Source organism: Arthrobacter sp. BI5 (assembly GCF_056680065.1).
Window position 1 is genome coordinate 3,686,383 of sequence record NZ_CM155264.1, and the last position, 22,815, is coordinate 3,709,197.

21 protein-coding genes and 1 riboswitch are annotated in these 22,815 nt (G+C 67.1%); of the genes, 6 read left to right on the forward strand and 15 right to left on the reverse strand.

The window, feature by feature from the left end:
• Window positions 1–35: 35 nt before the first annotated feature.
• The 4 genes from AC1MED_RS17110 to AC1MED_RS17125 all read right to left on the reverse strand — a co-directional run bounded on the left by AC1MED_RS17110 (window position 36) and on the right by AC1MED_RS17125 (window position 4,769).
• Entirely contained in the window at window positions 36–1,559 is a 1,524-nt protein-coding gene (locus AC1MED_RS17110; protein ID WP_346959374.1) for a UDP-N-acetylglucosamine 1-carboxyvinyltransferase, read from the reverse strand.
• Window positions 1,560–1,688: 129 nt separating this feature from the next.
• Complete coding sequence (locus tag AC1MED_RS17115; RefSeq protein WP_479784606.1) at window positions 1,689–2,492, reverse strand: energy-coupling factor transporter transmembrane component T family protein; 804 nt, start codon at window positions 2,490–2,492, stop codon at window positions 1,689–1,691.
• Entirely contained in the window at window positions 2,489–4,123 is a 1,635-nt protein-coding gene (locus AC1MED_RS17120; RefSeq protein ID WP_479784607.1) for an ABC transporter ATP-binding protein, read from the reverse strand. Before AC1MED_RS17120 ends, AC1MED_RS17115 begins: the two co-directional genes overlap by 4 nt.
• 13 nt (window positions 4,124–4,136) lie before the next feature.
• The gene (locus AC1MED_RS17125) at window positions 4,137–4,769 is read right to left on the reverse strand and encodes an ECF transporter S component (protein ID WP_479784609.1); all 633 of its coding nucleotides are present in this window, start codon (window positions 4,767–4,769) and stop codon (window positions 4,137–4,139) included.
• 69 nt (window positions 4,770–4,838) lie between these two features.
• Window positions 4,839–4,981: riboswitch (TPP riboswitch) on the reverse strand.
• A gap of 77 nt (window positions 4,982–5,058) precedes the next feature.
• Here AC1MED_RS17125 and AC1MED_RS17130 point away from each other — a divergent pair.
• Together AC1MED_RS17130 and AC1MED_RS17135 are read left to right on the forward strand one after the other, a co-directional pair.
• A complete protein-coding gene (locus AC1MED_RS17130) occupies window positions 5,059–5,607 on the forward strand; it encodes a heme-degrading domain-containing protein (RefSeq protein ID WP_479784611.1) in 549 nt (182 codons plus the stop codon).
• 41 nt (window positions 5,608–5,648) lie between these two features.
• Window positions 5,649–5,912 (forward strand): DUF4235 domain-containing protein, encoded by a 264-nt coding sequence (locus AC1MED_RS17135; RefSeq protein ID WP_175322316.1) that lies wholly within the window; start codon window positions 5,649–5,651, stop codon window positions 5,910–5,912.
• Between the two features lie 66 nt (window positions 5,913–5,978).
• Here AC1MED_RS17135 and mnhG read toward each other — a convergent pair whose 3' ends face one another.
• The 6 genes from mnhG to AC1MED_RS17165 are packed head-to-tail and all read right to left on the reverse strand — an operon-like array spanning window position 5,979 to window position 12,386.
• Window positions 5,979–6,374, reverse strand: coding sequence for a monovalent cation/H(+) antiporter subunit G (gene mnhG / locus AC1MED_RS17140; protein WP_346959369.1), 396 nt, complete (start codon window positions 6,372–6,374; stop codon window positions 5,979–5,981).
• On the reverse strand, window positions 6,364–6,642 hold the full coding sequence (locus AC1MED_RS17145) for an MrpF/PhaF family protein (protein ID WP_479784613.1): 279 nt from the start codon (window positions 6,640–6,642) through the stop codon (window positions 6,364–6,366). The genes mnhG and AC1MED_RS17145 overlap by 11 nt, the downstream gene beginning before the upstream one ends.
• On the reverse strand, window positions 6,639–7,184 hold the full coding sequence (locus tag AC1MED_RS17150; RefSeq protein ID WP_346959368.1) for a Na+/H+ antiporter subunit E: 546 nt from the start codon (window positions 7,182–7,184) through the stop codon (window positions 6,639–6,641). The genes AC1MED_RS17145 and AC1MED_RS17150 overlap by 4 nt, the downstream gene beginning before the upstream one ends.
• A complete protein-coding gene (locus AC1MED_RS17155) occupies window positions 7,181–8,794 on the reverse strand; it encodes a Na+/H+ antiporter subunit D (RefSeq protein WP_479784614.1) in 1,614 nt (537 codons plus the stop codon). The genes AC1MED_RS17150 and AC1MED_RS17155 overlap by 4 nt, the downstream gene beginning before the upstream one ends.
• Window positions 8,791–9,354 (reverse strand): Na(+)/H(+) antiporter subunit C, encoded by a 564-nt coding sequence (locus tag AC1MED_RS17160; RefSeq protein WP_479784615.1) that lies wholly within the window; start codon window positions 9,352–9,354, stop codon window positions 8,791–8,793. Before AC1MED_RS17160 ends, AC1MED_RS17155 begins: the two co-directional genes overlap by 4 nt.
• Entirely contained in the window at window positions 9,351–12,386 is a 3,036-nt protein-coding gene (locus AC1MED_RS17165) for a Na+/H+ antiporter subunit A (RefSeq protein WP_479784617.1), read from the reverse strand. The genes AC1MED_RS17160 and AC1MED_RS17165 overlap by 4 nt, the downstream gene beginning before the upstream one ends.
• Window positions 12,387–12,543: 157 nt before the next feature.
• Here AC1MED_RS17165 and AC1MED_RS17170 point away from each other — a divergent pair, with 157 nt between their 5' ends.
• The 3 genes from AC1MED_RS17170 to AC1MED_RS17180 are packed head-to-tail and all read left to right on the forward strand — an operon-like array spanning window position 12,544 to window position 15,669.
• Complete coding sequence (locus AC1MED_RS17170) at window positions 12,544–13,944, forward strand: MFS transporter (protein WP_479784618.1); 1,401 nt, start codon at window positions 12,544–12,546, stop codon at window positions 13,942–13,944.
• 40 nt (window positions 13,945–13,984) lie between these two features.
• On the forward strand, window positions 13,985–14,467 hold the full coding sequence (locus AC1MED_RS17175; RefSeq protein ID WP_175322308.1) for a cation:proton antiporter regulatory subunit: 483 nt from the start codon (window positions 13,985–13,987) through the stop codon (window positions 14,465–14,467).
• 5 nt (window positions 14,468–14,472) lie between these two features.
• Window positions 14,473–15,669: a cation:proton antiporter gene (locus AC1MED_RS17180; protein WP_479784620.1), complete on the forward strand. Its 1,197-nt coding sequence runs from the start codon at window positions 14,473–14,475 to the stop codon at window positions 15,667–15,669.
• Window positions 15,670–15,688: 19 nt separating this feature from the next.
• On the opposite strand, the gene dcd is transcribed toward AC1MED_RS17180, so the two are convergent.
• The 4 genes from dcd to AC1MED_RS17200 form a co-directional block, all read right to left on the reverse strand.
• Window positions 15,689–16,264, reverse strand: a complete 576-nt coding sequence (dcd, locus tag AC1MED_RS17185) for a dCTP deaminase (protein ID WP_479782390.1) — start codon at window positions 16,262–16,264, stop codon at window positions 15,689–15,691.
• 66 nt (window positions 16,265–16,330) lie between these two features.
• Entirely contained in the window at window positions 16,331–16,777 is a 447-nt protein-coding gene (locus tag AC1MED_RS17190; RefSeq protein WP_479784622.1) for an SRPBCC family protein, read from the reverse strand.
• Between the two features lie 124 nt (window positions 16,778–16,901).
• Window positions 16,902–18,023, reverse strand: coding sequence for a glycosyltransferase family 4 protein (locus AC1MED_RS17195; protein WP_479784623.1), 1,122 nt, complete (start codon window positions 18,021–18,023; stop codon window positions 16,902–16,904).
• Between the two features lie 44 nt (window positions 18,024–18,067).
• Entirely contained in the window at window positions 18,068–19,441 is a 1,374-nt protein-coding gene (locus tag AC1MED_RS17200) for a glycerophosphodiester phosphodiesterase (protein ID WP_479784625.1), read from the reverse strand.
• Window positions 19,442–20,351: 910 nt separating this feature from the next.
• Here AC1MED_RS17200 and AC1MED_RS17205 point away from each other — a divergent pair.
• Window positions 20,352–21,608, forward strand: a complete 1,257-nt coding sequence (locus AC1MED_RS17205) for a right-handed parallel beta-helix repeat-containing protein (protein ID WP_479784627.1) — start codon at window positions 20,352–20,354, stop codon at window positions 21,606–21,608.
• Here the strand turns inward: AC1MED_RS17205 and AC1MED_RS17210 are convergent.
• Entirely contained in the window at window positions 21,537–22,760 is a 1,224-nt protein-coding gene (locus AC1MED_RS17210; RefSeq protein WP_479784629.1) for an O-antigen ligase family protein, read from the reverse strand. The genes AC1MED_RS17205 and AC1MED_RS17210 overlap by 72 nt on opposite strands.
• Window positions 22,761–22,815 lie beyond the last annotated feature (55 nt).

Genomic DNA, 22,815 nt, shown 5'->3' on the forward strand with positions numbered 1-22,815 from the left:
CCCGGTGCGCTACCCCACCGCGCCGGTCAGACGAGTCAGTCCTGGAAGTACTCGATCCTGGCGCCGATGGTGTTGAGCCGCTCGGCGAGGTCCTCGTAGCCGCGTTCGATTACGTAAATGTTGCGCAGCTCGGAGACGCCCCGCGCGGCGAGCATGGCCAGCAGCAGGCAGGCTGCCGGGCGCAGGGCCGGCGGGCAGCCGACTTCCGCGGCCCGCCACCTCGTGGGCCCGTTGACGTAAATCCGGTGCGGATCCAGCAGCTGGACCTGGGCGCCGAGCTTGTTCAACTCGGTCAGGTAAATGGCCCGGTTCTCGTACACCCAGTCGTGGATCATCGTCTGGCCCTGTGCGTTGGCGGCGATGACGGCGAAGAACGGCAGGTTGTCGATGTTCAGGCCGGGGAAAGGCATCGGGTGGATCTTGTCCGTCGGCGCCCGCAGCTCGGAGGGCTTGGTGGTGACGTCCACCAGCCGGGTGCGGCCGTTGCGGGCAAGGTACTCTGCGGACACCTCCAGCCGCTGGCCCATCTGCTCCAGCGTTGCCAGCTCGATCTCCATGAACTCGATCGGGACCCGCCGGATCGTGACTTCCGAGTTGGTCACGATGCCGGCGGTGATCAGGCTCATCGCCTCAATCGGGTCCTCGGAGGGGAAATACTCGATATCGGCGTCGATTGACGGGCGGCCGACGATCTTCAGCGTCGTGGTGCCTACGCCGTCGATCTCCACGCCCAGCATCTGCAGGTAGAAGCAGAGGTCCTGGACCATGTAGTTCGGGCTGGCGTTGCGGATGATGGTGGTGCCACGGCGGTGGGCTGCAGCCATGATGGCGTTTTCGGTCACGGTGTCGCCGCGCTCACTCAGGACGAAGGAACGGTCGTGGCCGTCCGCGGGCGGCGCCTGCACGCTGTAGAAGCCGGACTTCGCCTCGACGCTGAGGCCGAACTGGCGCAGGGCCTGCATGTGCGGCTCCACGGTGCGGGTGCCGAGGTCGCAGCCGCCCGCGTACGGCAGCCGGTATTCGGCGGATTCGTCGAGCAGCGGACCCAGGAGCATGATGACGCTCCGGGTCCGGCGTGCGGCCTCGACGTCCATCGAATCAAGGTCCAGCACGGCCGGGCGGCGGATCTGCAGATCGTTCGCGTCCAGCCAGGTGCATTCGACGCCGATGCTGGTCAGGACCTCAACGATCCGGTTGACCTCCTCGATCCGGGCCAGCCGGCGCAGGACGGTGGTGCCGCGGTTGATCAGGCTCGCGCACAGCAGCGCGACGCCGGCGTTCTTGCTGCTGTTGACGTCCACGGCGCCGGAGAGCGTGCGGCCGCCCTCCACCCTGAGGTGGGTCATCTGCGGCCGGCCGACTTTGACGATGGCCCGGCCGAAAATGGCTTCAAGCCGCTGGATCATTTTCAGGCTCAGGTTCTGCTTGCCCTGTTCCATCCGGGCAATGGCGCTCTGGCTGGTACCCAGTTCGGCCGCGAGCTGTCCCTGGGTCCAGCCCTTCTGGCCGCGGGCGTCCCGGAGCGCGGCGCCGACGTGTTCAGCAGTCTGTTGAGTCATATGCAATAAATATCACGAATGAGCTATTTGATCCGCAAAACTCCCTCCAACTGCACTTAAGCTCACACAATATCCATCTCGTGCGATATGGGAGCAGCGGCTACCCCGCGAATAGCGTACGCCAGTCCGCTACTGCTGGCCGAGGAACACCATGTTCCAGGTCCCGGCACCGATGGCCGCCGCCACCGACGCGCCGGCGATCAGCACACCGCCCAGGACCACCCACGCGTCCAGCCGGCTGAACGTCGCCGTCCGCGCCCAGGTCCGCTGCGCGCCGCCGAAGCCGCGGGCTTCCATGGTCACCGCCAGCCGGGACGCGCGGCGGAGTGCCTGGACCAGCAGTCCGAAGCTCTGCCCCAGGGTGGCCTTCAGCCGCTGCACCGGGCTGCCATGCGAGCCCACGCCGCGGGCCCGCCGGGCCATGCCGATGGTCTGCCATTCCTCGGCCATGAGCCCCACCAGGCGCATCGCGGCGAGGGTCCCGAGCACAAACCGGTGCGGCAGCTTCGCCTGCTGCGCCAGGGCGTCGGCCAGGTCTGTCGGGTCTGTGCAGCTCATCAGCAGCACCGCCGGCAGGGCGATCGCCAGGCCGCGCAAGAGGAAGCCCAGCCCAAGCTGCAGCGAGCCCTCGCTGATGGACCAGACGCCGACGTCGAGCAGTATCCGTCCGTGGTCCGGCGCGAGGATCGCCGTGCTCCAGCCGCCCACGGCCGCCGCGAGGATCAGCGGCCAGCCGCGCTGCCAGAGCAGGGCCAGGGTCAGGCCGGCAAGCGGGAACAGCAGGAGTTCGAAGCCGAGCGCCACGGACGCGGACACCCAGTCGATGGACAGCGCCAGGACGACGGTGATGAGCACGACGCCGGCGAACTTGGCCAGCGGGTTGGCCCGGGCCAGCAGGGCGTGGTTTCCGGGCAGGGTCAGAGTGTCCCTCACGGCGCCGCCACCCCCGGATGGGCCGGGCCGGGCACGCCGGGCTGCGGGGCGCCGAGTTTCACCTCGGTGCCGCCCAGAACCTCGCTGAACTCCGCGTCATGCGTTACCGAGACCACGGCCGTGCCGGCGTCGAGGAGCTCGGAGAGGAAGGAGGCAAGTTCCGCCCAGGTGTTGGCGTCCTGGCCGAAGGTCGGCTCGTCCAGCACCAGCACCTGCGGGTGCGCGGCCAGCACGGTAGCGACCGAGAGCCGCCGTTTTTCGCCGCCGGAGAGGGTGTAGGGGTTGGCGTCCACCAGCTCGCGCAGCCGGAGGCGTTCCAGCAGTTCGTCCACCCGTTCTTCGCCGCGGCCCAGCTGGCGGGGGCCGAACATCAGTTCGTCCAGCACCCGTCCGGTGACGAACTGGTGCTCGGGTTCCTGGAACACCGTGCCGATCCTGGCGATCAGCTGCTGGGCCCTCCACTTGTAGGGATCGATGCCCGCGCCGGCGCTTAGTTCGGTCGTGGCGGACACCGCACCGGCCACCGGGGCCAGCAGTCCCGCCAGCGTCAGGGCGAAGGTCGACTTCCCGGAACCGTTGGGGCCGGTGATGGTCAGCGCCTGCCCGGCCCGGACCTGCGCCGTGATGCCGGACTGCACGGGCGCGGGCGGGAGCGTGCGGAACCCCCGCAGCAGACCGGTGCGGCGGGGGCGTTCGCGGGACACGGCCAGCCCCTCGGCGGCCAGCAGCAGCTGGCCGGCCGCCGCGCCGCCGCCGGCCCCGCCCCACAGGGTACCCCCGGGGGCTCCGCCGGCACGGGCCCGGGTGGCAGGCACATGGCCGGGCACCCAGACGCCGGCGGCGATGAGCAGGTCCCGTGCCTGCTCCAGCACCTGGTCCGGGGGCCCGTCCAGCAGCACGGCGGAGTCCGTGGCGGTTCCGGGCTGCAGCACGACGATCCGGTCCACGAGGTCTTTCCAGACGGCGACCCGGTGCTCCACCACCACCAGGGTGGCCCCGGTCTTGTCCAGGCACCGTCCCACGGCGTCGCGGACCTCGAGGACACCGGCCGGGTCAAGGTTGGCGGTGGGCTCGTCGAGCAGCAGCAGGCCGGGCCGCATCGCGAGGATCCCGGCGAGTGCCAGCCGCTGCTTCTGGCCGCCGGAAAGCGACGACGTCGGGTGCTGCAGCGGCAGGCCGCCCAGCCCGACGTCGTCGAGCGCCTCCGCCACGCGGCGCCAGATCTCCGCCGGGGGCACGGAGAGGTTTTCGGCCCCGAAGGCGACGTCGTCGCCAAGCCGCGACAGCACCACCTGGGTCTCCGGGTCCTGCTGCATCAGCCCCGCCCTGCCGCGCCGGGCCCGGGGCGGGGCGCCGTCGATCAGCAGGCTGCCCGTTTCGTCCGAGTCCTCGGCGTCAGCGGCGGCCGCGGGCGAAGCAGCGGCTGCAGCTGTGCTGTCCCCGAGCACCCCGGCCAGGGCATGCAGCAGTGTGGACTTGCCGGCGCCGGACGGCCCCAGCAGCAGCACACGCTCACCCGGTCCGATGTCCAGATCCAGGCCGCTCACGGCGGGCCGTGGCCGGCCGGCGTGCCGCCAGCCCCAGCCGCGGGCGGTGACAGCGGCCGGCCGGACGGCGTCGGAAGTTCTCATGCGGGTGCGGGCCTCAGGAGAAGACGGGTTCCGACGCCGCCTTGCGGGAGCCGAAGGAGCCCAGCACCCCGGTCTTGGCCAGGCCGCGGGTGGCCAGCCAGGACAGTCCGCCGGCAATGACGGCTCCGGAGATGGCGCAGAAGATGATGTAGGCGAGCTTGTCGCCGGTTTCGTACGCGATGTTCCAGCCCCACGGCAGGAGGGAGTCGTTCAGGCCGCAGAAGAGGCCCGCGCCGGCGCCGGCGAGCAGGGACACCGGCAGGTTGAACCGCTTGTACAGGAAAGCGGCGAAAATGAGTTCGGCGCCGAGGCCCTGGACGAAGCCGGAGAACAGCACGGACGCGCCGTACTGGGAGCCCATGATCAGCTCGCCCGTGGCGGCCACGGTTTCGCAGAACAGTGCCGCTCCGGGCTTGCGGATAATGAGCATGCCCAGCACCGCGGGGATCATCCAGCCTCCGGCATAGAGCCCGGTCAGCGGCGGGTAGACGGCGTTGAGCGGAACGGAAACAAGGTTGGAACCCTGGGACCAGGCCCAGAAAATCACACCGCCGGCTACAGCGATCAACGCCGCCACCACAATGTCGACCACGCGCCAGTTGTACTTGCCGGTGGTGAGTGTCTGCTTCGCAGAAATATCAGTCATGTCGTCCTCCTGAGGTACAGGAGGGGAGGGTGTTCCGGCGGCGCCGCGGCTTCCGCCACGGGCGCCGGGCACCCTGAGAACTCGACTCCCTTGCGCCGGTACTAACCGGATCAGGTTCGAGGGTCTGCGGCTGTCCGCACTCTCAGCGCCCACCTACGGTTCCCTGGAGTGTTCCAGTGATGCCCGACGGCGGCGCTCCCCTGTCGTATTAAAATCGCCCTTGTGGGCTGGGCCAGTTTACACCCGTTGGGGTTGCGCCGCGGTGGGCAGCTAACGGAAGCTGAATCCCATGAGCGACGCACCAGTTCCTTCCCCCGAGTACGACCCGGACTCCGCGGAACCGCAGCCGCAGGGGGCCCTGGCGGCGCTCATCGGCCGCATCCTGACGGAGATCGACGAACTGCAGTTCGAGTCCTTCAGCAAGGACGACGCCCTTGACCTTGGGCTCCGCCTGGTGGAACTGGGCCGGCAACGCGCCCACCCGATTGCCATCGACATCACCAAGGGTGAGCAGGTGCTGTTCGACGCCGCGCTGGAGGGCGCCACCCCGGACAACGATCGCTGGATCAAGGCCAAACAGCGCACCGCCGCGCGGTACGAAGTCCCGTCGCTGCTGGTGGGCCTCCGGGCGCGTGCCGCCGGGCGCAGGATCGAGGACAACGCCTGGTTCGACCAGCAGGAGTTTGCGGCCCACGGCGGCTCCTTTCCCATTTACCTGCGCGGCACCGGGATGGTCGGCGCCGTCACCGTGTCGGGGCTGCCGCAGAAGGCGGACCACGAGCTGGTGGTCGAGGCCCTGACGGAGGTCCTTGGCCGCCCGGCGTCACCGGGACGCTAGGCTAGGGGAAGCCCTGTTTCCTCCCGCAAGGAGTACGACGTATGAACATCTTCATCAAACTGCTCGGCACCGGCATCAGCCTCCTCGCCGGCTTCGTCGGCACCAAGGTGGTCGACACCGTCTGGGAAAAGACCACCGGCAACAAGCCGCCGAAGGGCCACGACGACGACGTTCCCACCACGCTGCGGCAGGCCCTGACGTTCGCCCTGATCTCGGCGTCGGTCAGCGCCATCATCCAGGTCCTCGCCAACCGCGGCACGCAGCGGGCGATCACCCGCTTCGCCAAGACCCAGGACCTGGTCTAGAGGCACTGGTCTGAGCGCGCATGAGCCAGTGCGCCTCGTCGAGGTGCACTGGCCGCGCCGGCGGCGTCAGTCGTCGTCGTCGGTAAAACCGCGTTTGCCGGCCGCCTGCTGGACGACGGCTTCGAGCTCGTCGGCGCTGAGCAGTTCCGGGTGCAGGTGCTTGGTGCGGTAGCCGGCGCGTCCCACCATGTGGGCCGAGACCGGCACCGTGAGCAGCTGGAAGATCCATGCCACCCCCAGCACCGGCCACACCCACCAGGTGCGCAGCTGCAGCCCCACCGCGCAGAGCAGCAGAAACAGGCCCAGCACCTGCGGCTTGGTGGCGGCGTGCATCCGGCTCATGAGGTCGGGGAAGCGCAGCAGGCCGATAGCCGCGCCGAGGGACATCAGCGCCCCGACCACCATGAACACGGCGGAGACGGCGTCGATCACGGCGTCGGCCGAGGTTGTCTCAGGACTCATTGGGCTGCTTCCTCCGGTCTGCCACGAAACGGGCCACGGTCACCGAGCCGACAAAGCCGATGATGGAGATGGACACCAGCAGCATCAGGTTGTTCAGGTGCCGGTTCACGGCCATATCGATGCACAGCGCCGCGCCCAGGATGGCGAGCAGCACGTCGGCGGCGAGCACCCGGTCAAGCAGCGAGGGCCCGCGGGCGATGCGGATGATCGCGCCGGCCGCTGCGAGGGAGAGCACGACGGCGGTGATGGTCTGGACCAGCGGCATCATGTGCCCACCTCCTGCTTCAGTGCGGACAGTTCGGCCGGGGTGCCCATGATCCGGATCAGCGCGGCCTCGGTGTCGCGGACCTCCATGCGGAGCTTGTCCGCATCCTTAGCGTCGCGGACGTTGATGCCGTGGATGTAGAGCGTGGACGTGGACCGGTCCACTTCTACCACCACGGACCCCGGAATCAGCGAGATCACATGCCCGGTGGCGGTCACCAGCAGGTCGGAATGGCTCCGGAGTCGGACGGCGACGACGGCGCTGATCACCTGCGGGCCCCGGACCACGGCCAGGTACAGGACCTGGAAGCTGGCCGCCACTACCTTGCCCAGGAAGATCACGGCGAAGGGCACGGCGCGCAGCACGTTGAACCGGCCGCCCAGTTCTACCGGCGGCAGGTAGAACAGCCGCGCCACCACCACTGCTATCAACGCACCGAAAAGCAGGTTCCCGGCGCTGAAATCCTGCCAGAGCGCACCCCAGACGATGACCAGCCAGACCAGCAACGGCAGTTCCTGGCGCAGCGAGATTCTCTTCCGCGTCATTTCCCGCCCTCCTGCCGCGGCGGCTCGGCGATCGCGGGGACCGGCGCCTCGTCCCCCAGCACGGCCTGGATGTAGGCTGACCGGTCCAGCATTGCCTCGGCCGACTGGCCGGCCACCCGGAACAGCGGCCCGGCGAACACCGTCAGCGCCACCCCGAACAGCACCAGGCCCAAGGTGGAGCCCACCATGGTCCGCGGCAGCAGGGTCACGTTCTGCTGGCCGGCGCGGTGGCCGGTGGCGGAGTCGCCGGGAGCGGCGAGCAGTACGGGGTCGGGGTGTTCGGCGTCCTCGGGCTTGCGCCAGAAAGCGCGGTTCCAGACCCGGGCGATGGCCAGCAGCGTCAGCAGGCTGGTCAGCACGCCGCCGGCCACGAGCGCGTACGCGAGCGGCGTGCCGAGGGCGACGCCGGCCTGCAGCAGGCCCAGTTTGCCCAGGAACCCGGAGAACGGCGGGATGCCGGCCAGGTTCATGGCCGGGACGAAGAACAGCACCGCCAGCAGCGGCGAGAGCTTGGCGAGCCCGGCGATCCGGTCCACCGAGGAGCTGCCGGCGCGGCGCTCGATCAGGCCGGTCACCAGGAACAGGCTGGTCTGGATGGTGATGTGGTGCGCCACGTAGAACACCGCGGCCCCCAGCCCCGCGACAGAGGACATCGCCAGGCCGAACACCATGTAGCCGATGTGGCTGACGAGGGTAAAGGAGAGCAGTCGCTTGATGTCGCTTTGCGCCAGGGCACCCAGAATCCCCACCACCATGGTCAGCAGGGCCGCGACCATCAGCGGGGTGTTGAACGTATCGCCGGGAAAGAGCAGCGTCTCGGTGCGGACCATCGCGTAGACGCCCACCTTGGTGAGCAGCCCGGCGAACACGGCGGTGACCGGGGCAGGCGCCGTCGGATACGAGTCCGGGAGCCAGAAACTCAGCGGGAAGACGGCGGCCTTGATCCCGAACGCCACCAGCAGCAGCACGTGCAGCAGGTTCCGGGTGCCCTGGTCCAGTTCGACCAGCTTGACGGCCAGGTCGGCCATGTTGATGGTCCCGGTGGCGCCGTAGATCATGGCGATCGCGATCAGGAAGAGCACCGAGGACACCACGGACACCACCACGTAGGTCACCCCGGCGCGGATCCGCGGCCCCGTCCCGCCGAGGGTCATCAGCACGTAGCTGGCGGTCAGCAGGATCTCGAAGCCCACGTAAAGGTTGAACAAATCGCCGGAAAGGAAGGCGTTGGACACGCCGGCCACGAGGATCAGGTAGGTGGGGTGGAAGATCGACACGGGTGCGTCGCGGTCGCCGTCGGCCATGCCCTGGCCGGTGGCGTAGACCAGCACGGCGAGGCTGACGGTGGAGGACACCACCAGCATGAGCGAGGAGAACTGGTCCACCACCAGCACGATGCCCCAGGGCGGCAGCCAGCCGCCGATGTTGACCGCGGACGTGCCGCCCTGCCAGACGGAGGCCAGCAGGAAGCACTCCAGCAGCAGGGTCAGCGAGAGCAGCGCAATGCTGACAGTCCGCTGCGCCCGTGGCTGCCGGATCAGCAGGAAGGTCAGGGCGGCCCCCAGGATGGGGAGGACGACGGCGAGCGGGGCAAAGCTTGCGATGTTCACTTGGTCCCTCCTTCCGGGCCGGGATCGACGTTGCGGGAACCAGGTTGTTCTTCGGCGGCGGCGTCCGCTGCAGGCATGCGGCGGGCGCCGGCCTGCACGGTCTCCGGCGAATCCGTCCCCGCTGCGCCGGCCTCCGGGGCCGCGACCAGCGGGAACTCCGAGGTCTCCACCGGAATGACGGCGTCATCCTCCGCGTCGAAGCTGGGGGTCTCGGCCACGCGGCGGTCCTCGGCGTCGTCCTGGATTTCGTCCTGCCGGGCCAGCACCCAGGTGCGGTAGATGATGCCCAGCATGAACGCCGTGACGGCGAAGGAGATCACGATCGAGGTGAGGATCAGCGCCTGCGGGAGCGGGTCGTTGTAGTCGTTGGCGGCGGTGTCCTTGTTGTACAGCGGGGCGAGGCCTGCGTAGCCGCCGGTGGCCAGGATCAGCAGGTTGGTGGCGTTGGCCAGCAGCATCAGGCCCAGCAGGACCCGGGTCAGGCTGCGTTCCAGGATCAGGTAGATGCCGCAGGCGTACAGGGCTCCCATAACCGTCAGCAGGGTCAGATTGACGCTCATGCGTTTCCCTTCGCGGTGGCTTCGGCCGGGACGCCGTCGGCCTTTGGCCCGCCGGCCGACCCCTCGGACGGCTCAGCGGGCTCTTCCTCGGCGCGCCCGGCGGGCTGGTCCTCGAAGTGCTCGTCGATTTCCGCGCCGAGGCTGCGCAGCACGTCCAGGGCCAGGCCGACGACGACGATGTAGACGCCGATGTCGAAGATGGTGGAGGTGACGAACTTGATGTCACCGAACACCGGCAGCCAGAGTTCGATCACCGCGCTCTGGAAGACCTGGCCGCCCAACAGCAGCGGCGCCACGCCCGACGCCGCGGCCGTTGCTAGGCCGATCCCCAGCAGGGCGCCGGCGCTGACCGGGGTGGCTTCGCGCAGTTCGAAGCGCCCCCCGGCGAGGTAGCGGATGGTGAGGGCGAGACCGGCCGTAAGGCCGCCGGCGAAACCTCCGCCGGGAAGGTTGTGGCCGGCCAGCAGCAGGTAGAGGGAGAAGACGATCATGGAGTGGAAGATCAGCCGGGTGACGACTTCGAAGATGATCGAGCGGCGCTCCGGGGCCATGGTGCGCCCGGCGACCAGCCATGCGTCGCGCGTCGAGGCGGCAAACCGGCGGCTCATGGCCAGCGCCGCGTTGTCCCTGGTGTGCGCGTGCAGGCCGGTCCGGCGGCCCACGGTCCCCTCCGCCACGGACGCGGACGGTCCGATCCGGTCGCCGCGCCCGCGGACGAAAATCAGGCTGGCGACGCCGGTCGCGGCGAGCGCCAGGACGGAGATCTCGCCGAAGGTGTCCCAGGCCCTGATATCCACGAGGGTGACGTTGACGACGTTCAGGCCTCCGCCGCCCTCGTAGGCCAGGCGGGGGAATTCCAGCGAAACGGGTGTGGCGACGCGGGCCCCCAGTGCGTAGATCGCCACGAAGACCATGGTGAGGCCGAAGGCCGCGCCGATGATCACCCGGATCACCCGGTATTTGCCGCCGGTGCGGTCCCGCAGTTCCGGCGGCAGGCTGCGCATGGCGAGGACAAAGGCCACCAGGATGATCGTTTCCACCAACATCTGGGTCAGGGCCAGGTCCGGGGCGCCCTGGAGGGCGAACATGAGCGCGATGCCGTAGCCGGTCACCGAGACCATCAGCACGGCCAGGAAGCGTTTGTTGGCCCGGACCGCGGCGAGGGCGCCGATCACGATTCCGGCGCCGGCCACCAGCTGCAGCGGCGAACCGGGGTCCACGAAGTACAGGCCGCCCGGCAGCGGCTTGTTGGCCAGCACCAGCGCGGTCAGCGGCAGGACGAAGGCAACCGTCAGGATGACGGCTAGGTAGAAGAACAGCGACCCTCGCTGGGTCCGGCCGGTGACCCACACCGCGACATCGTCGAGGGCGCCGATGGTGTGCTGGTAGCTGCGGTCGCCGTCGATCCAGCCAGGCACCAGGCCCTGGGCACGGGCGACGACGTTCCGTCCGTAAAACATCGCCAGGCCGAGGGCGAAGGTGACCGCGGTGAGGCCCAGCGCCGGGGTGAACCCGTGCCACAGCGCCAGGTGGCCGGCGGCGTCGGCTTCCGGGGCACCGTCGTGGCCCGCAAAGAGTGCGGCATAGGGCTGGATCCAGGCGTCCACCGGCACCGGCCACACTCCGTAGGCGACAGTCAGCAGGCTCAGCAGTGCGGGGGCGGCCAGGAACGCCGGTTTGATCGCCTTGAACGGGGTGGCCGGCACGCCCTGCTTGACCGCGAAGGCGCCCCACATGAAGCGGGCACTGTAGGCGAAGGTCAGGATGGAGCCCAGGACCACTCCCAGCAGGATCACGGGGCCCCAGGGGCCGGTCCCGGCGTGGTGCACGAAGGCTTCAAAGACCGACTCCTTCGCCACGAAGCCTGCCAGCGGGGGGACCCCGGCCATCGACGCCGCCCCGATCGCCGCCACCACGGCGAGGGCCCGAGAGGACCGGTACACGCCGGAGAGCTTGCGGATGTCGCGGGTCCCCGCCTGGTGGTCGATGATGCCGACCACCAGGAACAGCGTGGCTTTGAAGAGACCGTGGGCCAGCAGCAGCGCGAGGCCGGCGAGCGCGGCGTCCGGCTTGCCGAGCCCCACCACCATGGTCAGGAAGCCCAGCTGGCTGACCGTGCCGTAGGCAAGGATGAGCTTGATGTCGGTCTGGCGCAGGGCCCGGTACCCGCCCACCAGCATGGTGGCCAGGCCCAGGCCCAGCACCACCGGGAGCCAGAACGCCGTCTCGGCAAAGCCGGGGGCGAGCCGCGCCACGAGGTAGATGCCGGCCTTCACCATGGCGGCGGCGTGCAGGTAGGCGCTCACCGGCGTCGGGGCGGCCATCGCCCCTGGGAGCCAGAAATGGAACGGGACCAGTGCGGACTTTGTGATCGCCCCCACCAGGACCAGCACGACGGCGGCCGCCACCGCGTCCGCGGCCGGCCCGGCCACCAGCTCCGGCGCCCGCTGCAGGAGGGACGAGATCCGGTAGGTTCCCGCCGTGGAGCCGAGCATAATCAGCCCCACCAGCATGGCGAGGCCGCCGGCTGTGGTGACAATAAGCGCCTGCAGCGCCGAACGCCGGGCGGACAAGCGGGTGCGGGCGTAGCCGATCAGCAGGTAGGACAGCACCGTGGTCAGTTCCCAGAAAATGAACATCAGGAGCAGGTCATCGGCGGTGACCAGGCCGAACATGGCGCCGGCGAAGGCCAGCAGCTGCGCGCCGAAGCCGCCCAGGTAGCTGTCCTTGTTCTTGAAATAGCGGGCGCAGTAGACCAGGACCAGCGCTCCGACCCCCAGGACCAGCAGCGACATGACCCAGGCCAAGGCATCCATCCGGAACGCCAGCTCAAGGCCAAGGTCCGGGATCCACGGCAGTGTCACCGCGGTGGAACCAGGGTCCGAATAGACCGCGGCGTGCTGCAGGAGCAGCCAGATGAACGATCCTGCCGGCACCGCGGCCAGTGCGAAGAACGCGTTCCTGCCCAGCCTGCGGAAGAGGAACGGCGCCACAGCAGCCACCACAAAGTGCACGGCAAGGACTGTGATCACTGGAATCTCCGCAACGTTAGGAATTCGATTATCAAGAGTTGGAGCAGGCGGCGCATTGGTTAGGTTCGGTCCGGACAGTTTACCAAGCGTGCACAAATTGTTTTTGGCGGAACCGTTTCTTCGTCGGCTGCGCGCCGCGGACGGATAACATCAGGCTATGAATTCCGCCACCGCCGCCGAGGCCATGCGCCCTGGCTCCGAACTTGAGTCCGGCAACCATGCCACCGGCAAGGGCCGCATCCTGGCCTGGGCCGCCTGGGACTGGGGTTCCGCAGCCTTCAACGCGGTCATGACCACGTTCGTCTTCACCGTGTACCTGACCTCCCAGGCCTTCGGCGGGGAAGATGCAGCCTCCGCGGTCCTCGGCTCCGCGCTGGCCATCGCCGGGGCCGCCATCGCATTGCTGGCGCCGGTCACGGGTCAGCGCTCGGACACGGGAGGCCGGCGCAAACTCTGGCTGGGGGTCAACACCGCCGCCGTCGCGCTCCTGACCGGCCTGTGCTTCTTTGTCTTCCCCCGGCCGGAGTTCCTGCTCCTCGGGGTGACGCTGATCGCGCTGGGCAACGTGTTCTTCGAATTCGCCGGCGTCAACTACAACGCCATGCTGGCCCAGATTTCCACCCCCGCGAACATCGGAAAAATCAGTGGGTTCGGCTGGGCCGCGGGCTATCTCGGCGGCATCGTGGCGCTGCTGATCGTGCTGCAGCTCTTCGTCCAGCCCAGCATCGACTGGTTCGGCGCCTCTACCGAGGACAGCCTGAACATCCGCCTCGTGGCGGTCTTCTCCGCACTCTGGTTCCTGGTGTTTGCGCTTCCGGTGATGTTCGCCGTGCCGGAAGTGCCCAAGGCCACGCAGTCCGGGCTGGGGTTCTTCGCGTCCTACGGCCTGCTGGTCCGCCGCATCCGGGCGATCTACCGGACCAGCCCGCACACCATTTACTTCCTGCTGGCCAGCGCCATCTTCCGTGACGGGCTCGCCGCGGTGTTTACCTTCGGCGGGATCATCGCCGCCGGCACCTTCGGCTTCGAACTCAGGCAGGTGATCTTCTTCGCCATCTTCGGCAACGTCGTCGCCGCCGTCGGCGCCCTGCTCGGCGGTTTCCTGGACGACAGGATCGGACCGAAGGCGGTCATTATCGGCTCACTGATCGGTCTGCTCGGCGCTGGAACCGTGCTCCTGGTCCTGGGAAATGGTAATTATTCCTTCTTCGGCATGCAGTGGGCGGGCAGCACGACGTTCTGGGTGTTCGGCCTGTTCCTGTGCCTCTTTGTGGGCCCGGCCCAGTCCTCGTCCCGCGCGTACCTGGCCCGGCTGGCCCCGCACGGCGAATCGGGCGAACTTTTCGGCCTCTACGCCACTACGGGCCGGGCCGTCAGCTTCCTGGCACCGGCGCTTTTCACCTTGTGCATCACGGTCGCGACTCCCCTTGTGGCCGCCGGCGAGGCACAGCGCTGGGGCATCCTTGGCATCATGGTTGTCCTGCTGGCCGGGCTGCTGGTGATGCTGCCCGTGAAACCGCCGGGAAAGACGGAAATCGCCGTGGTGCCCGAGGCCTGAACCTGCCCCCAAAATCCGGCCAGCCCACTAGGCTGGAGGCATGAACGTGGATGAGACAGACCTTCCCGGCCTGGGCCGGCGCAAGGACTTCATGACCGCCTCGGGACGCCGGATCGGCGTCGTCGAGTACCGCGAAGGCCAGACCGAGCTGATCGTCTCGACCTGGGACGATCCGGACACCTGCCAGGCCTCCATCCCGCTGACCGCCGACGAGGCTGCGGCCCTTGGCAACCTGCTTGGCGGGCAGCGCTTGGCCATGCAGCTCTCCGAAGCGCACCGGGAAGTGCCCGGAATCGTCACCCGGCAGTTCTCCATCGCCGCGGATTCGCCCTTCCAGAACCAGCCCATGGGCAAGGCCTGCATCCGGACCCGCAGCGGCGCCTCGATCGTGGCCATTATGCGGGAGGGTGAGGTGCTTCCCTCCCCGGGGCCCGACGTCGTCCTGCACCCAGGGGACCTCCTCGTTGCGGTAGGCACGCAAGAAGGCCTGGACACGGCAGCCAGCATCCTGCGCAACGGATAAGCCGCATGGATCCGCTCGCCCTGACCCTCATCGAACTGGGGGCCGTCGTGTTCTGCCTTGGCCTGCTGGCCAGGCTGGCCGGGCGGATCGGCATGTCCCCCATCCCGCTATACCTGATCGGCGGCTTGTTCTTCGGCGCGGGCGGGCTGGTCAAGCTCGAGGGCATGCACGAGTTCGCACATCTCTCCAGTGAGATCGGCGTCATCCTCCTCCTACTTATGCTCGGGTTGGAATATACGGCGGCCGAACTCGTCACCGGCCTGCGCCGCTCCTGGCAGGCCGGCGTCTTGGATCTCGTGCTGAACTTCGTGCCTGGCGCGGCCCTGGCGCTGATGCTGGGCTGGGGCGTTGTGGGGGCGATGGTCATGGGCGGGGTCACCTACATCTCTTCTTCCGGGATCGCCGCGAAGGTCATCACCGACCTGGGCCGGATCGGCAACCGGGAGACTCCGGTGATCCTGTCCATCCTGGTGTTCGAGGACCTGGCCATGGCGGTGTACCTGCCCGTCCTGACGGCCACCCTCGCCGGAGTCAGCTTCCTGGTGGGGCTGCAGACGGTGGGGATTTCCCTGGCCGTCGTGACGCTTGTGCTCGTGGTGGCGCTGCGCCACGGCCACCACGTGTCCAAGGCCGTGCACAGTGAAAATTCAGAGGTGTTCCTGCTGAACCTGCTGGGCGCGGCGCTGCTGGTCGCCGGGCTGGCAGCCGCCATGCAGGTCTCCGCGGCCGTCGGCGCGTTTATGCTCGGGATCGCGATCTCCGGGGCCACCGCCCACAGCGCGACGCGGATCCTTGAACCCCTGCGCGACCTTTTCGCCGCGATCTTCTTCGTGGTCTTCGGCCTCAACACCGATCCATCGTCCATCCCGCCGGTACTTGGCTGGGCCCTGGTCCTGGCCGTACTGACAGCCGCCACCAAGATGATCACCGGAATCTGGGCCGCCAAGCGGGCCGGGATCGCGCTGCCCGGACGCTTCCGCGCCGGCGCGGCGCTGATTGCCCGCGGCGAATTCTCCATTGTGATCGCCGGGCTCGCGGTGGCGTCAGGCGTGGTGCCCCGCGATCTCGCCGCGCTGGCCACCGCCTATGTGCTGATCATGGCTGTCATGGGTCCGCTGGCGGCCCGCTTTGTGGAGCCCATCGTGCGAATGCTCCGCCGCCCGGCCCGGCCGACCGCGCTCCCGGTCCGGCCGGTCGGCTAGGCCCCCGCCACCTGCCGGGCTAAATCTCGGTGCGGTGGAAGTTCAGGTGGCTGCGGCTCGCCGTCGGGCCGCGCTGGCCCTGGTAGCGGTTGCCGTACTCGCCGGACCCGTAAGGGTGCTCGGCCGCCGACGTCAGGCGGAAAAAGCACAACTGCCCGATCTTCATGCCCGGCCACAGCTTGATCGGCAGGGTGGCCATGTTGGAGAGCTCCAACGTGACGTGGCCGGAGAATCCCGGATCGATGAAGCCCGCCGTCGAATGTGTCAGCAGGCCCAGCCGGCCCAGCGAGGACTTCCCCTCCAGCCGCGCCGCGATGTCGTCCGGCAGCGTCACGGTTTCGTAGGTTGAGCCCAGCACGAACTCGCCCGGGTGCAGGATGAACGGCTCGCCGGCGTCGACCTCCACCAGGCGGGTCAGCTCGGGCTGGTCCTCGGACGGGTCGATATGGGCGTACTTGTGGTTGTCGAAAAGCCGGAAGAATCGGTCAATCCGGACGTCCACCGACGACGGCTGAACCATGTCAGGGTCGAACGGCTCCAGCACAATGCGCCGGGAATCGATTTCGGTACGAATGTCGCGGTCAGAGATCAGCACAGCATCAAAAATACCCCAGGAATGGCCTGCCGGTACGCCTGGGCCCAGTGTTACTGCCGCAACGCCCTAGGCTGCCGCCAGCCGGTGCTCCAACACGGACTTGAGCCGCTCCAGCTGGGCGACCTGCGCCTTCATCGCCCGGCGCACCTTGGGATAGGCCAGGAGCGCGGCACCTGCAGGCCGGTACCGGAGGGCAAAACGGACGCGGGTACTGCAGCCCTCCGTGCTGAGGTAGTAACCGCCGTGCGCGCGGGCCGGGCCGGCAATGACCTGGAATTGGATCTCGGCTCCGGGCCGTGCCGCGGTGAGTTCGAAGTCCGCATCCGCCGGCCGCCGCCCTGCCCCGGCAAACAGCGGGCGGTAGACGGCCCCCATGGAGCAGGCAACCCCGGAGACCAGTTCGACGCCGCGGACTCCGTCCCGCCAGGACGGCAGGTTCCCCGGGTCCAGCAGGAAATTGTAGACACTCAACGCGTCGCGGTGAATCACGACTTCGTACTCTGCAAAGGCCACGGAAATCCTCGCTTGGCGGACGGCTGATGGACGTAGCCCGTTCCCCGGAGACTGCAGCTAACCACTTCAGGGTATCCAGCAAGGCCCGCCACACGTCCTTGTGTGGCGGGCCTTTACCGAAGAGTTACCCGGCCGGAGCCGGATTGGACGGCGAATCAGTGCCGGGCTGGTGCAGATCTTCGCTGCGGGCGCTGAGGTGGTGCCGCATCCGCCGCACAGTGCCGGCCCAGGAGTATCTTTCCAGCACCCTCGACGCGCTGGCCGCGTCAGGTTCCGCGTCGAGGACCGATCCGATGCCCGCGGACGCGGCGGCCAAGTCGGTGGGATCGACGAACACTGCGGCGTCGCCCATGATCTCCCTGAAAACCGGTATGTCGCTTGCCAAGACCTTGGTCCCGAAGGAAAGTGCCTCCAGGAGGGGCATTCCGAATCCTTCGTCCAGGGACAGGAACACGAAGGCATCCGCTTCGGAGTACAGCCAGGACAACTCCTCGTTGGAGGTGTATCCGAGGAAGCGGATCGCCCCCGATTCGACAGCCTCGCGTAGCCTTGGCGAAAACTCCGCAACCCTGCCGGATTCAGCGCCCACGACCACCAGCGGATACTGCGCTGAGACCCGTCCGGATTCAAGTGCGGCATCCAGAGTCATGCCCAGGTTCTTGCGGATGTTGAGTCGACCAACGGACAGGATGAATCCCCGGACTCCGGCCAGGTCAGGGACCGGCCGGGGGGCGGCATGAATAACCGCGGTGTTGGCGCCGAGCCCGACCGGATGGACCGGCTTACCCTTCGTCGAAAAACCCCGGATCCTCTGCGCCTCGTTCTTCGACGACGTGAAAATCATCTTTGCGCGGCGGGCCAACAGCGGCATAAAACCGAAGTACCGCCTCTCCGCAAACGTGAACCATTCGGGATTGGTCAAAAACAGGAAATCGTGTACAAAAACAACGGACGATCCAAATGCAGGAGCGAAGTTGTGTGCGATCATCACGTCGGCTTTATGCCGCAGATTCAAGAGCGGCAGTTCAAGAATCGCACTCACGCCGTGCGGGGAAAGCCGCGTCGAGACAACCCTGATGTCCTTGCAGAGTTCGTTCCGCACTGCCCCGACGTCTTTCCTCGGCACCGCGAGCACAATCTCGTCCCCGGCGTAGTCGCGGCTCCACGTCAGCACGATTTGCTTGAGGACTTCCCGGTTCGAGGCCGGTCCGTCGACCCACCAGTGCCCATCAAAAAGTACTTTCACTAAAGCTGCCTTTCCTTGGAGCGCTTTTCTAGCAGGATTCTCGCTTATCCGAGGCTGACTGTCACGTGCCGGAATTCGGCCCCCGGCTGACCGCTGTAGTTTTTGCAGAGTGAGAAGTATCTTCCCTTCTCGAAAGAGTCGTCGGCAGAAGCGACGGAGCCGCCTCCGTCCAGTCGTGCAATTCGGATTGAATCGGGGGAAACGTCCACCTGGAATTCCATCCATTCACCAGCCCCCGGTGAAACGGTGTGGACGGTGGCCAGCTTCGTGCTCTCAGAGGCAGCTTCTGCCCGTCGGAAGAGGGCTAAGTCGCCGGAAGCATCCATTGTCACGTGGTAGCCGGAAGGCCCAGCGGAAGTGGGCACATACGGAGTGTCGCTCTGCTGCCCGAAGGCAAGCCCTGCCCGAGCCTCGGCGGACGGCTCTCCAGTCCACCGCATGTGGAAGTTGACCGTGTAACTCCCGCTCGCCGCTGGCGCCATGGACCCCAGACAGTAGCTGAGCGGCGGGTCGTTAGCCAGGAGCACGGATTGGGTTTCCGCCTTGATCAGCGGCTGGGCCGACCAGTTGATGTTGGACGGCAGGTCACCTGCCGCGCGCAAGCCCGTCCCGAAGGCATCTGCCATACTCGGCGCGGCGCCCCCAATGACGTACGGGATGTTTGAACACATCATGCCCTGGACCCCCAAGCCCGTCAGCCGTTCGCGCATCCAGCGCGTGTGCACCTCCCAGCAGATGGTCGGTTTACCGAAAGCGACCAACTGCCGGATTTCATCGTCGGTGGCGTTGTGGAAGATGCCCAGCAGGTCGTGCCTGCGGGCGTACCGCTGGAACTGGCCGTCTGAACCATCCATGAAATATCCCCAGGTTTTGTACCCGCGCTCCTGCGCTTGCCGGTAGGACGGCGACGCCGCGGGTTGTTTCCACACGAAATGTTCGGTTGGCTGCGGGTAGGTGTCCATGAGGTCCAACAGTTGCTTGGTATTCGTTCCCTGCTTGTCCTCGATGAAAATTACGTGTTTGGCCGCGTGCGCATCCAGCACGTCCTGGAGTTTTGGAATTTGCTCGAGAGGAGCCGCGGGACCAAGCCATTGGCGCGCATCGGCCCGAAGCGCAGACACAGCGCCGTAGTCCAGGTCCTTGATCCGGTAGTCCTGCCCGGTGAGCCGCAGTGTCGACTCATCGTGATGGCAGACAAGCACGCCATCGCTGGTGGCATGGACCGAGACTTCGATCGCCATTGACCCGGCGGCGATCGCCCGGCTGTAGGCAGCCGCCGTGTGTTCGGTCCAGTTGTCCCCGGAACCCCGATGCGCAACGAAGAACGGGGCGGAGCTAAGTAGGCCGGCGATCGTGTAATTGGTGCCTTTGGGCTGGGATTTCGGCGGCGCGCAGCCCCAGGCAGGCAGCAGCAGCATAGAGCTCGCAGACAACGCCACTAACTGGCGCCTCGACAACCAGGCCGCCGCAGGCGTGCATTCGCCAGAACTCAAAAGTTTCCTCCCCAGCCTCAAGCCGCCTTGATTTACTCAGCGTAGGCCCTGCAGGAAAATTTGCCGACAACGCCGCCGCAGGGCCGTCCAGCGCCTTACTGACGGCCATCCGCCGCCCGACTTCGGAACTCTTGTCGTCTTCCGGATGCCCCGCCGCCATGCAACAATCGTCGGACGGTCTCTCGTTCTGCGGTCTTACCTTCAACCATTCCCACTCAAAGGACTGCGCATGGCTATGCTCAGATTCCGAGGCTCGTCCCGGCTGCACGTCAGGCGTCATGCCGTTGGAGCGGCAGCCCTCACCCTGATCGTGACCGCCCCGTTCTTGGCGACGGCGCCGGGGCAGGCGGCGTCGGCAGGGTCGCGGCCATCCGCTGCGGTGACTGCGACAGACCCGCCGCCCGTCATGGACCTGTCAGGCACCCGCATCGCGGCAGGTTCACCGGCTGTGGGTTCGACTGCGTACCCGGTGCCAGCAGGCGCCCTATTCGTCTCCCCCAACGGATCGGACTCGGCACCGGGCGGGTTGGGAAACCCCGTGCGGACGGTCGCTCGGGCCATTGCCCTGGCCGCCAGCGGAAAGACAATTGTGCTAAGGCAAGGGCAGTACCACGAGACCGTTACCGTCCCGGCGAACAAAAGATTGATCATCCAGCCGTATCCCCACGAGGCCGTGTGGTTTGACGGAAGCGTCCCGGTGCGAAACTGGGTTGCGAGCGGAAATGCTTGGGTTTCCAGCGGGTGGACCGCACGATTTGATGCGAGCCCCACGTACACCCGTGGCGCGCCCGACGGCAGCGCCGCAAACTGGACCTTCGTTAACAGGGCACACCCGATGGCCGCCCACCCGGACCAGGTCTGGATCGACGGGAAAGCCCTCACCCAGGTCCAGGCATTGGACCAGGTAAAAACGGGAACATTCTTCGTCGACTACGCCGCCAAAAAGTTGTATCTCGGAAGCAACCCGGCTGGTCACAGCGTCCGCGCCAGTGACATTTCCAAAGCCGCGACCCTCCAAGGCGGGGGCACCGTAGTCCGCGGCGTTGGGTTCCGTCGGTACGCGCCATCGATCCCGGATATGGGCGCGGTCACGGCGGAAAAGGACGGCGTCACTGTTGAAAACGTCGCCGTCATTGATAACGCGGGCACCGGGATCCATGCCGTCGGCGCCAACATCACCTTCCGAAACCTGACCCTGGCCCGCAACGGGATGCTTGGCGGCAGCGCCAGCACGGCGGACAACTTCAAGGCCACCTCGGTCCTGGCCTACGGCAACAACACGGAAGCGTTCAACCAGTCCCCCGTGTCAGGCGGCTTCAAAGTGACCCGCTCCCGCGCAGTCAAGTTCAGCGACAGTTCGTTTGTGCGCAACGCCGGCCCCGGACTCTGGCTGGACGAATCTGTCTACAACGGTGTCATCACGCGCAATGACTCGATCGCCAATCTGGGGCATGGCCTGACGATGGAAATCTCGGCCAAGTTCCTGGTCGCCGACAATTACATCGCCGGGAATCTGGGTAACGGCGTCAAGCTCAACGACACCAGCAATGTGGATCTGTGGAACAACACCATTAGCGGCAATGGCCGGAACTTGAATATCGTCCAGGACACTCGTCGGGCCAGTAACCGTTCGTTGCCCGGCCATGACCCACGCCAGGCGTTCCCCGACCCGACAATGACGTGGATCAACACCAAGATCGCCGTCCGCAACAACATACTGGCTGGCGGGACCGGCAATTGCCTCCTTTGCGTGGAGGATTATTCCCATCAGTTCAGCGCTGAACAACTTGGGATATCGGCCAAGGGTGACGTCTATCAGCGCCCCTCGGCCAGCAGCCCAGCGTGGGCAGTCGTTTGGTCGCGGGGGCCGGGGAATCCTGCCGTGTTCACGACCGTCCCAGGCTTCAAGTCGGCCACCGGGCAGGAATCTTCCCACCTCGTCGTGGACGGCCGGCCAGCCCTCAGCGGCTGGCAGCCCACCTCCGAGGTGAAGGCCAGGGACGCGACTGTCGCGCAGCCCCTACCGGGGGCCGTCGCGGCCGCCCTGGGGAGAAACACGGGAGTCCAGCACCTGGGTGCTTGGCCGGCCTGATCCGCTCCAAATTCGTCCGGTCCCGGCGGTTTGGTCCCTGGCCCTGACACGTTCAACCAAGAGCGAAACCGTCAGGAACACGATGAAGGGCACGTTGGAATCGACGAGGCCGTTTTCGAGGAAGCTCCGTATCAAGATGAACGCCAGGATCGGGGTAGTGATCGAGCGGACTCCTCTCGCCGACAGGCTGCCGAGAACGGCGGAGAGTGACCAGGCCGCCAGTACAGCCGTGCCAATGACACCTGCCTGGGCCAGGGCGGATATCCAGCTGCTGTCCAGCGCTTGGTCCTGCCAGTACTGGCCTTCGACGGCAACTTGTTTTACGGACAGCCCCGCGCCCACCCACCGCTGCCACGTCTCTGGCGGCGTACTGAGCACGGTGTCCCATGCGATCGTACGGGCGTTAAGTGTCAGCAAGTCCGCGCCTGCCGCGTCGCCCCGCTCCAGGATGCTCGAAACCAGCGTGGTCTCAGTCAAAACAAAAAACGCCGTCGGGACCAGCGCGATCAGGGCCAGCCCGGCACCGAGGCGAAGCCATCGTGCGTGCATCAGGATCAACACGCATGCCACGGCAAAAGCAAAAAGACCCGTCCGGGATCCGGTCATCCACACGGCAGCGAGCAATGCAGCCAGGAGCGGAAGGCCCGTCCTGTTCTTCATGCCGCCAATACTCAGTTCGTGCACCACGCCCAAGGCCGGCAACCCGCAAAGAAGAGAAATTTCGTTAGGGTTCAAGGGCGGGAACACACCGTAGATCCTCCCCTCGACCCCTAGGGTCTCGAGCCCGGAAACGGTCGCGCACAGCCCCACCAGCGCCATCATTGCCAGAAGCGACTCCAACAGGGTTCTGGCAGGAAACGTGCCGGCAAGCAGCACAATGGTAATGGCGATGAGTACCACTCGGACGGTCAGGACCAGCGAGGCCGGCAAGTTGCCGTCCGAAATCGCCCCCAGGACCGACACTGACACATAGACCATCAGGAAGGCCAGCGTCCGGCCGCCGGCCCGCAGCCTGCCCTGGCCGCGACGGAAGCTCCATGTTGCGGCTGCCAGTGCCGCAAGCCCCACGACGGCCTTGATGACCACCACGGGATCCAGCCCGCCGGAAAAATAGACCCCCCGTCGCCAGGAAACGACACTTGCCAGCGTCAACAGCCACACAATGTACAGCGCGGCGCTTCTCCGCGGTTCGAGGGCGCCGGGTAGC

Bases quoted from the DNA above. Each gene is read 5' to 3' on its own strand.
- AC1MED_RS17170 (WP_479784618.1), top strand. From the start codon at position 12,544: ATGAATTCCGCCACCGCCGCCGAGGCCATGCGCCCTGGCTCCGAACTT.
- mnhG (WP_346959369.1), bottom strand. From the start codon at position 6,374: ATGAGTCCTGAGACAACCTCGGCCGACGCCGTGATCGACGCCGTCTCC.
- AC1MED_RS17175 (WP_175322308.1), top strand. From the start codon at position 13,985: ATGAACGTGGATGAGACAGACCTTCCCGGCCTGGGCCGGCGCAAGGAC.
- AC1MED_RS17145 (WP_479784613.1), bottom strand. From the start codon at position 6,642: ATGATGCCGCTGGTCCAGACCATCACCGCCGTCGTGCTCTCCCTCGCA.
- AC1MED_RS17160 (WP_479784615.1), bottom strand. From the start codon at position 9,354: ATGAGCGTCAATCTGACCCTGCTGACGGTTATGGGAGCCCTGTACGCC.
- AC1MED_RS17120 (WP_479784607.1), bottom strand. From the start codon at position 4,123: ATGAGAACTTCCGACGCCGTCCGGCCGGCCGCTGTCACCGCCCGCGGC.
- AC1MED_RS17125 (WP_479784609.1), bottom strand. From the start codon at position 4,769: ATGACTGATATTTCTGCGAAGCAGACACTCACCACCGGCAAGTACAAC.
- AC1MED_RS17130 (WP_479784611.1), top strand. From the start codon at position 5,059: ATGAGCGACGCACCAGTTCCTTCCCCCGAGTACGACCCGGACTCCGCG.
- AC1MED_RS17135 (WP_175322316.1), top strand. From the start codon at position 5,649: ATGAACATCTTCATCAAACTGCTCGGCACCGGCATCAGCCTCCTCGCC.
- AC1MED_RS17110 (WP_346959374.1), bottom strand. From the start codon at position 1,559: ATGACTCAACAGACTGCTGAACACGTCGGCGCCGCGCTCCGGGACGCC.
- AC1MED_RS17150 (WP_346959368.1), bottom strand. From the start codon at position 7,184: ATGACGCGGAAGAGAATCTCGCTGCGCCAGGAACTGCCGTTGCTGGTC.
- AC1MED_RS17200 (WP_479784625.1), bottom strand. From the start codon at position 19,441: ATGCTGCTGCTGCCTGCCTGGGGCTGCGCGCCGCCGAAATCCCAGCCC.
- AC1MED_RS17180 (WP_479784620.1), top strand. From the start codon at position 14,473: ATGGATCCGCTCGCCCTGACCCTCATCGAACTGGGGGCCGTCGTGTTC.
- AC1MED_RS17205 (WP_479784627.1), top strand. From the start codon at position 20,352: ATGGCCGCCCACCCGGACCAGGTCTGGATCGACGGGAAAGCCCTCACC.